This window comes from Pseudonocardia sp. D17, assembly GCF_036984265.1.
In the GTDB taxonomy this organism is placed as follows: Bacteria; Actinomycetota; Actinomycetes; order Mycobacteriales; family Pseudonocardiaceae; genus Pseudonocardia; species Pseudonocardia benzenivorans.
In genome coordinates, this window is record NZ_BPRG01000215.1 from 122,973 (window position 1) to 131,913 (window position 8,941).

The window sequence follows — 8,941 nt, forward strand, 5'->3', positions numbered from 1 at the left end:
CGTGAAGGCGTCACCGGCCATGAGCCGGGCCATGGCCGGTGACGCCACTCACGAGCGGAGCTGATCGCGGGCCCACCGCAGGTCGGCCTTGCCGCTCGCCAGCCTCTCGACCTCCGGGGCCAGGAGGAGCCTGCGCGGCTTCTTGTACGACGCGAGCCGGGCGGAGACGAAGTCGCGCAACGTGTCGGGAGTCGCCTCACGGCCCTTCTCCAGCGCGACGACAGCGCCGACGACGCTGCCGTACATCGGGTCCGGCACCCCGACCACGACGACGTCGCGCACCGCCGGGTGCTCGCGCAGCACGATCTCGACCTCGTCGGCGTAGACCTTCTCACCCCCGGTGTTGATCACCGAGCTGCCGCGGCCGAGCAGCTCGAGCCGTCCGTCGGCGCCGAGCCGGGCCATGTCGCCCGGGATCGAGAGCCGCACCCCGTCGAGGTCACGGAAGGCGCCGGCGGTCTTCTCGGGGTCGCCCGCGTACCCGGCGCCCGCGACGACCGGCGCCGCGAGCAGCCCGACGACACCCGAGCCCGGGACGACGTCACGGTCGTTCTCGTCGAGCAGCCGCGCGTTCGGCGCCAGCTCGAAGCCGCCGAGCCGGTCGTCGGGGGTGTCGCGGGTGACGACGGAGACTGCGTAGAGCCCGCCCTCGGACGCGGCGATGGAGTCGTGCAGGGCCAGGTCGGCGTGCGTGAGGAGCCGACGCTTGACCGCCGGGCTCCACACCGCGCCGATGCTGCGGATCCGGCGCAGCCGCGCGATCCGCGGGGGGCGGCCCGCGGCGGCGTCGGCGTCGAGCGCGTCGAGCAGCCGCAGCGCGAAGGCGTCGCCGACGATCGTCAGGTCGGTGACGCCGTGCCGGTCGATCGTCGCGGCCATGTCCTCGCCGGAGGTGCCGCGCCCCGGCAGCAGCGCGACCGGTGCCCCGGCGGCGAGGGCACCCAGCGCGGAGTACAGCCCGGTGCCGTGCATCAGCGGCGGCGCGGGCAGCCACACGATCCCGTCCGGGCCCTGCGGGTCGACGGCCAGCGCCGCGCGCAGCGCGTCGACGCCGTCCGCGCGGTCGAGGCCCAGGTTGCGCAGGGTGCCCGACTGCGCCGTCCGGCACCGCTCGGCGTGCGAGCCGACGACCGCCTTCGGGTTCCCGGTCGTGCCCCCTGTGTAGAGCAGCCACTCCCGGTCGCCCTCGCGCTGTGTCCGGGGCAGTGCGGGACCGTCGGTGCCGTCGCCGAGCCGGACGACGAGCGCCGTCCCCGCCGACGCCGCGCGGGCGACGTCGAGCAGGTCGGGGTCGGCGATCACCGCCTTCGCGTTCGCGTCGGCCAGCACGTAGGCGGCTTCCTCGGCGCGGTAGCGGTAGTTGACGTTGACCATCGTCGCCCGCAGCTTCCAGATCGCGAACAGCGCGACCAGGTAGTCGGGGGAGTTGCGGGCCATCATCGCAACCCGGTCGCCGTCGCCGACGCCCTGTCCGGCCAGCCACCCGGCCAGCCGGGCGGCGGAGTCCTCGAACGCGCCCCAGGTCAGCGACTCGTCGCCACGCGTGACGGCGAGCCGGTCCGGAGCGATGTCGGCGACCAGCTCGAAGTGGGTCGCCAGATCGTCCGGGAGAGGGGCGTCCGGCAGGGGGGTCACTCCGACTCCAGCCCGAACAGCCGGGCCGCGTTGTGCAGCATGATGTCGGGCTTGACCGAGTCGCGGATCTCGGTCTTCTCCAGGTCGGCCGTCCAGCGTTCCGGGGTGAACAGCGGGAAGTCCGTCCCGAACAGGACCTTCTTGCGCAGCAACGTGTTCGCGTACTGCACGAGCTGCGGCGGGAAGTACTTCGGCGACCATCCCGACAGGTCGATGTAGACCTGCGCCTTGTGCGTGGCCACCGAGAGCGCGACGTCCTGCCACGGGAACGACGGGTGCGCCATGATGATCGGCATGTCGGGGAAGTCGACGGCGACGTCGTCGAGGTACAGGGGATCGGAGTACTTGAGCCGTACCCCGCCACCGCCCTTGGTGCCCGCGCCGACGCCGTTCTGCCCGGTGTGGAACAGGGCGGGCAGCTGGTACTCGGCGAGCACCTCGTAGATCGGAAACGCGACCGGGTCGTTGGGGTAGAACTCCTGCACGCTGGGGTGGAACTTGAAACCCTTGAACCCGTAGGTCTCGATCAGCCGGCGTGCGATCTTCGCGCCGCCCTTGCCACGCAACGGGTGCACGCTGGCGAACGGGATGATCGCGTCGGTGTGCTGCGCGGCGAGCTCGCCGATCTCCTCGTTGGTCGGCGCGTGCTCCGACGGCTCGCCGAGGCTGTCGATCGTGAACGCGACCGCGGCCATGTTGCGCTGCCGGTAGAACTCGGCGATGCCGGGCAGGTCCATGCCGAGGATGTCGGAGCCGAAGCGGGCCCGCATCTGCTCCATCCGCGCGCCGCCCTCGGGGCTCGCCGCCGCGGCCTGCGAGAAGTGGACGTGGGTGTGGACGTCGATGGCCTGCAGCGAGCTGATGTCGAGCGTCACTTGCGTCCCTCCGGGGCGTACGGCTGCAGGTGCGGGGCGAGCTGGGCGGGGAACTCCTTGGCGATGGCCTCGGCGGTCCAGCCGCCGGGCATCGACGCCTCGGCCGCGACAGCCGGGTGCGTCCAGACGGTGATCTTGTCGCCGCCGACGCCGAGCGCCTGCCCGGTGACGTCGGCCGCGGCGTCCGAGAGCAGCCACACCAGCAGCGGCGCGACGTCCTCGGCGCTGCCGACACCGTTGGCCCGCAGCTGCTCGGGCACCGGTTCGCCGCGTTCGAGTGCGGCGACCGCGTCGGCGAACGCGGGGATCGTCGCCACCATCCGGGTGAGCGCGACCGGGACCAGCGCGTTCACGGTGATGCCGTAGCGGGCGGTCTCGGCGGCCAGCGTCCGGGCCATGCCGACGATCCCGGCCTTCGCCGCGGAGTAGTTGGTCTGCCCGAAGCTGGCCCGCTGGCCCGCCGGGGAGCCGACGAGCACGAGCCGCCCGCCGTCGCCCTGCTCGCGGAACCGGGCGATCGCCGCGCGGGCGCACGTGAACGTGCCGCGCAGGTGGGTGGCGATGACGGCGTCCCAGTCGTCGTCGCTCATCTTGCCGACGGACCGGTCGCGCAGCAGGCCCGCGTTGGTGACCATCGCGTCGAGCCTGCCGAACCTCTCGACCGCGGCGGCGACGAGCGCGTCGGCGGTCTCGGTGGGGCCCACCGGCGCGACCACCGAGGTGGCCAGGCCGCCGTCGGCCTCGATCTCGTCGACCACCGCGGCCGCGGCGTCGGCGTCGACGTCGTTGACGACGACGCCTGCTCCGGCGGCCGCGACCGCCTTCGCGTAGGCGCGGCCCAGCCCGCGCCCCGATCCGGTCACGACGACCGATCGTCCGGTCAGCATCTGTGAACTCACTCCCCGATGGTCCCCAGGGCGACGTGCCCCTTGAGCAGGTTGCGCGCGATGGTGCGGCGCTGGATCTCGTCGGTGCCCTCGTAGATGCGCAGCAGCCGCAGCTCGCGGTACCAGCGCTCGACGGGCAGCTCCTTCGTGTAGCCCATGCCGCCGTGGATCTGCAGGACCCGGTCGACGACCTGGTTGGCCATGAGCGCGCCGGTCAGCTTCGCGATCGACGTGGCGTGCCGGGCGTCGCGCCCGGTCTCGGCCCGCCACGCCGCGTGCAGCGTCAGCCACTTCGTCGACTCGATCTCGACGGCCGAGTCCGCGATCTGCCACTGGATGGCCTGGTACTCGGCGATCTTGTGGCCCATCGACTCGCGGACCTTGGCGTAGTCGACCGCCATGCCCAGCAGTCGTTCCGCCGATCCGACGGCCCGCGCCGGGATCAGGTAGCGGCCCTGCCCGATCCACCGCAGCGCCTTCTCGAAGCCCTTGCCGACCTCGCCGAGGACGTTCCGCGACGGCACCCGGACCTCGTCGAACGACAGCGACGCCGGTCCCCACTCGCCCATCGTCGGGATGGGGGAGGAGGTCCAGCCCATGTCCCGGTCGACGAGGAAGCAGGTGACGCCGCCGTCGGCGCCGAGCTCGGGGTCGGTGACGGCGAACAGGATGCAGAAGTCGGCCTCGTGCCCTCCGGTGATGAACGTCTTCTCGCCCGAGATCACCCAGTCGTCGCCGTCGCGGCGGGCGCGGGTGCGGATGTTGCGGGCGTCGGACCCGGCGCCGGGCTCGGTGATCGCGAAGCACGACCGGCGGCGGCCCTCGATCGTCGGCAGCAGGTAGGCGTCCTGCTGTTCGGCGTCCGCGTCGAACAGGATGTTGTCGGCCGAGCCGCCGAACCGGAACGGGACGAACGTGCGGCCCAGCTCCATCGTCAGCACGGCGTTCATGACCGGCCCGAGGGCGATGCCGCCGAACTCCTCGGGTGTGGTGATGCCCCAGAAACCCGACCGGCGGGCCTTGGCCTGCAGGTCGGTGAGGACGCCCGGCTCGAGGCCGGGCCTGCCGTCCCGCTCGTTGCGCAGCACCTGCGCCTCGAGCGGGACGACCTCGCGGGTGACGAACGCGCGGACCGTGTCGCGGACCTGCCGCTGCTCGTCGGAGAGCGAGAAGTCGATCACGCGACGGTGGCCCGCCCGTGGTCCAGGACCACGGTCCCGTCGTCGAGCGACGTGCGGAACCAGGCGTCCCCGCCGTCGCGCCAGGCGTCGACGGTGAGCGACTGCCCGGGCAGCACCGTGGCGCTGAACCGGCCCGACATCGCCGTCAGCCGGTCCGGGTCGCCGCCGCACACCGTCGCGACGAGCGCCCGGCCAGTGACCCCGTACGTGCACAGCCCGTGCAGGATCGGGGTGTCGAACCCGCCCTTGGCCGCGAACGTCGGATCGGAGTGCAGCGGGTTGCGGTCGCCGGAGAGCCGGTAGAGCAACGCCTGCTCCGGCCGCGTCGCGTAGGTGACGGTGTGGTCGGGTGCCCGATCGGGCGGTGACCACGCCTGCTTCGGGCCGCGGTCGCCGCCGAAGCCGCCCTCTCCCCGGATGAACACCGCGCTGCGGTTGGTCGCGAGCGGCTCGCCGCCGTCGAGGACCGCCGTGGCCTCGATGGTGACGAGCGCGCCCGATCCCTTGTCGTGCACGCCGACGACCCGGGCCCTCGCGGTGACGGTCCCCTCGACGGGCACCGGCCGGTGCAGCACCAGGTGCTGCTCGGCGTGCACGAGCATGGCCCGGTCGAACTCGCCGAAGCTCGGCGGCGGCGCCTGCGAGAGCAGGACCGCGAACGTCGGCAGCACCCGCTGCTCGACACCGTCGGAGTTCTCCGTCGTGAACTCGAGCTCCCTGGTGGGGTCCCCGAGGCCCGCGCCCACGCCGACGGCGTAGAGCAGCGCGTCCTTGGAGTCCCACGAACGCGAGCGCGGTTCGCCCTCGCGCCCGACGGCGCCCGGGTCGATCGGCATGTCAGAACCTCTTTCCGCCGGTGGGGTGGACGACGCGCACGGTCACCGGTCGAGCCACATCGTCGCGAAGAACGTGTCGCGGGTCAGGTACCGCTGCATGCCCTTGACCTCGGGCTTCGCGATGGTCGACAGGTACCCGCGGCTGTAGTAGGCGACCGCCAGGTCCTGGTTGGTCAACTGCTGGACCTGCTGGTAGGCCTTCGTCTGCTGGGCCGGGTCGGTCGTCGAGACGGCCGTGTCGAGCGCGGCGTCGACCTGCGGGTTGCTGTAGTCGCCGTAGTTCGTGCTGCCGCCGGTGTGGAAGAGGTTGAACGCGCCGGGGAACGGCCCGTCGACGGGACCGCCGACCCAGCCGGCGATCTGGAAGTCGCGGCTCTGCACGACGCTCGACGAGTACTGCGCCAGGTCGTAGAACTGCACCTGGATGTCGATGCCGACGGCCTTGAGCTGGGCCTGCAGGAACTCGGCGAACGCGACGCGGTTCGGCGCGTTGGTCGTCTTGTACTGGACGGTCGCGCTCCCGCCGCTGGCCTTGTAGTCCGCGACGAGCTGCTTGGCCTTCTCGACGTCGAAGGCCGGCCACGCGTCGCGGGCCTGCTCGGACTGGTACGGGCTCGTGTCGCCGAAGTAGCCGTTCGCCCGCTCCATCTGGCCGCGGTACTGGCTGGCGGCCAGCGCGTCGAGGTCGATCGCGCGGACGACGGCCTCGCGCATCCGCCGGTCGTCGAACGGCGCGCGCTTCTGGTTGAAGTAGATGTACTCCGCGCCGTTCCCGGAGCCGTAGTAGACCTTGAGGTTCGGGTTGCCCAGGCCGCGGATCAGCTCGGTGTGGTAGCCGCCGTAGACCACGTCGACGTCACCGTTCTCGATCGAGGCGTACCGGGTCTCGGTGTCGGGCAACGGACGGAACTCGAGGCCCTGCAGGTGGGGCATCCCCGGCTGCCAGTAGTTCGGGTTGCGCACCAGCGTCAGCTTGGAGTCGCGGACCCAGCTCGCCAGTGTGAACGGACCGGCACCGACGGGCTCCTTGGCGATCGACGCCTCGCCCTTGGTGCGGATCGCCGTCGGCGAGACGATCGTGCCGAGGTTGCCCGAGTTGAACGGCAGGGCGAAGAGCTGCGGGAACGTCCCGCTCGGGTTCTTGAGCGTGAACTCGACGGTGGTGGGGTCGACCGCGCGCATCGACGCGATCACCGTGGCGTACCGGTTCGACGGCGAGGACTTCTTGTCGATGTGTCGCTGCACGTTGAAGATCACGGCATCGGCGTCGAGCGGGGTGCCGTCGGAGAACTTGACCTCGGGTCGAAGGCCCATCCGCCACGTGGTTCCGTTGTCGGTGGTCTCCATCGACCTGGCCATGTACGGCTGGGGTTCGCCCTTGTCGTCGAGCTTGAGCAGCGAGTCGTAGACCGCGAGCGCGGCCATGTTGCTGTTCTGGACCGTCGGGTCGAAGCTGACGATCTCGCGGTCCTCGGCGAGGATCAGCGTGCCGCCGTCCTTCGGGGTTCCCTCGGTCGAGATGTTGTCGCCGTGGGGGTTGATCGTCCTCAGCTGCGGGCCCGAGGGTCCGGCGTTGCTGCCGCAGGCGGCGAGCACTAACGTGCCGGCCGCCACGAGTGCGACAGCGGCTCGGGTGCGCCAGCGATGGGTGACCGAACGCCTCATGCCGACACCACCTCCCGCACCGGTCGCTCGACGTGTCGGTTCGCTGTTCCGTCGACTCTGACGGCCACACCCATGAGGGCCTCCCGCTGTCGGTATGAATCGGACCGTAGCGATATGACGCAATCGTGGCAACCAGATTGTTAACAATCATGAGCACGAACTGTGGAAGTTGGTCCGGATTGCCTAGTCGCTCGTCCGGTACATCCTGGCTCGTCAGTCGCTCCGGGGCAGGTCGGGAGGCGTGTCGGTCGGGGGAGCGCAGGTCAGGGCCGTGCACGCGGGTGGCGCAGATCGGGCGGCATGGAGCCGGCCACGCAGGACGGCGGGGGCGGTGCGGGGCGTGGGTCAGGCGGCGTAGGTCGGCTGGGCGCGGGTCGGCCGGGCGCGGGTCGGGCCGCGCGGGTCAGGCGGCGCGCAGGGCGGCCCGGGCCGCGGCGAGCGCCTGTCCGGCGTAGCCGCCCCCGAACAGGACCACGTGCACCAGCAGCGGGAAGAGCTGGTGCAGCGGGACGCGCGCGGCGTGCCCGTCCGCAAGCGGGGCGGCCTCCGCGTACGCGGCCCGAACCCGGTCCAGGTGCGGCAAGCCGAAGAGGTCGAGCATCGCGAGATCGGTCTCCCGGTGGCCGCCGTGCGCGGCGGGATCGATCAGCACCACGCGCCCGGCGGACCACAGGACGTTGCCCGACCACAGGTCGCCGTGCAGCCGCGCGGGTGGCTCGTCGGGCCCGGCCAGGTCGGCGATGCGCGCGCACACCTCGTCGACGACGGCGACGTCGGAGGCGGTGAACGTCCCGGCGTCGCGGGCGGCCCGGACGTAGGGGCGGATGCGGTCGGCGGCGTACCAGCTCGCCCAGCCGCCCTCGGCGGCGACCGCGCGCATCGGCGCGGCGCCGATCCACGCGCCGGCGGGTCCGCCCGGGGGCGGCGCGCCGAACCCGGGCGCCCCGGCGGCGTGCATCTGGGCGAGCGCGACGCCGAAGCGTTCCGCGGCGGCCGGTTCCGGCGGACCGGTCGGCACATGCTCGACGACGAGCCAGCCGTCCTGAGCCGCCAGGACCCGGGCCACGTCGGGCCCACCGGCGTCGGCGAGCCACCGCAGTCCGGCGGCCTCGGCGACGGTCGGCGCACCCTGCTTGACGACGACCGTCCCGCCGTCGTCGAGCTCGACCCTCGTCGCCCCGCCGAGCGGCGCCGACCCGGTCGCGCGCGCCCCGAGCAACCGCGCGGCCGCGTCCTCGGGGCGCTCCCGGGTCACGCCCGGGACCGCACCCAGTCGACGAGGCCGGGCATCGCCGCCTCGATCATCGTCAGGACCTCGTCGAAGCCGTCGGGCCCGCCGTAGTAGGGGTCGGGCACCTCGGCCCCGGCCGGCGCGGCCGGGTCGAACGAGCGCAGCAGCCGCACCCGCTCGGGTTCCGGGACGGAGCGGCGCAGCGAGGCGAGGTGGTCGTTGCCGAGGGCGATGAGCAGGTCGGCCGAGAGCTCGGCGGAGTCGAGCTGGCGTGCCGCGTGGTCGGTGGCGTAGCCGTTGCGGCGCAGCACTTCCGCGGCGCGTGGGTCGGCGGGTTCGCCGACGTGCCAGCCGCCGGTTCCCGCGCTCGTGACGGCGACGTCGTCGACGCCGGCGGCGTCGAGATGGGAGCGGAACACCTGCGCGGCCATGGGGGAGCGGCAGATGTTGCCGGTACAGACGAAGCTCACGTGGAGCCGCTTGTCGGGGTCGGGCACGACGACAGTCTGACCGAACCGCACAACCCGGGCCTGTGGTGGTGACCGTGACCACGCCGGCCATTCCGCCGGGTGGGCGGCCGGTCACGGCCCGTCGCGGCAACGGGTCGCCCTGCCCGCAGCGTCCGCTCCCG

8 protein-coding genes are annotated in these 8,941 nt (G+C 72.6%); all 8 read right to left on the reverse strand.

Annotation, left to right across the window (positions count from 1 at the left end):
- Positions 1-48 precede the first annotated feature (48 nt).
- Entirely contained in the window at positions 49-1,635 is a 1,587-nt protein-coding gene (locus PSD17_RS28840; RefSeq protein WP_339125509.1) for an AMP-binding protein, read from the reverse strand.
- The gene (locus PSD17_RS28845; RefSeq protein ID WP_103382193.1) at positions 1,632-2,510 is read right to left on the reverse strand and encodes an amidohydrolase family protein; all 879 of its coding nucleotides are present in this window, start codon (positions 2,508-2,510) and stop codon (positions 1,632-1,634) included. Before PSD17_RS28845 ends, PSD17_RS28840 begins: the two co-directional genes overlap by 4 nt.
- Complete coding sequence (locus tag PSD17_RS28850) at positions 2,507-3,397, reverse strand: SDR family oxidoreductase (protein ID WP_013675048.1); 891 nt, start codon at positions 3,395-3,397, stop codon at positions 2,507-2,509. The genes PSD17_RS28845 and PSD17_RS28850 overlap by 4 nt, the downstream gene beginning before the upstream one ends.
- A gap of 8 nt (positions 3,398-3,405) precedes the next feature.
- Positions 3,406-4,575, reverse strand: coding sequence for an acyl-CoA dehydrogenase family protein (locus tag PSD17_RS28855; RefSeq protein WP_041761258.1), 1,170 nt, complete (start codon positions 4,573-4,575; stop codon positions 3,406-3,408).
- On the reverse strand, positions 4,575-5,414 hold the full coding sequence (locus PSD17_RS28860) for a MaoC/PaaZ C-terminal domain-containing protein (RefSeq protein ID WP_013675050.1): 840 nt from the start codon (positions 5,412-5,414) through the stop codon (positions 4,575-4,577). The genes PSD17_RS28855 and PSD17_RS28860 overlap by 1 nt, the downstream gene beginning before the upstream one ends.
- Before the next feature lie 42 nt (positions 5,415-5,456).
- Positions 5,457-7,079 (reverse strand): ABC transporter substrate-binding protein, encoded by a 1,623-nt coding sequence (locus PSD17_RS28865; RefSeq protein ID WP_013675051.1) that lies wholly within the window; start codon positions 7,077-7,079, stop codon positions 5,457-5,459.
- A gap of 403 nt (positions 7,080-7,482) precedes the next feature.
- Complete coding sequence (locus PSD17_RS28870) at positions 7,483-8,334, reverse strand: fructosamine kinase family protein (RefSeq protein ID WP_339125512.1); 852 nt, start codon at positions 8,332-8,334, stop codon at positions 7,483-7,485.
- Complete coding sequence (locus PSD17_RS28875) at positions 8,331-8,807, reverse strand: low molecular weight protein-tyrosine-phosphatase (RefSeq protein WP_041761260.1); 477 nt, start codon at positions 8,805-8,807, stop codon at positions 8,331-8,333. The genes PSD17_RS28870 and PSD17_RS28875 overlap by 4 nt, the downstream gene beginning before the upstream one ends.
- Between the last annotated feature and the right edge of the window lie 134 nt (positions 8,808-8,941).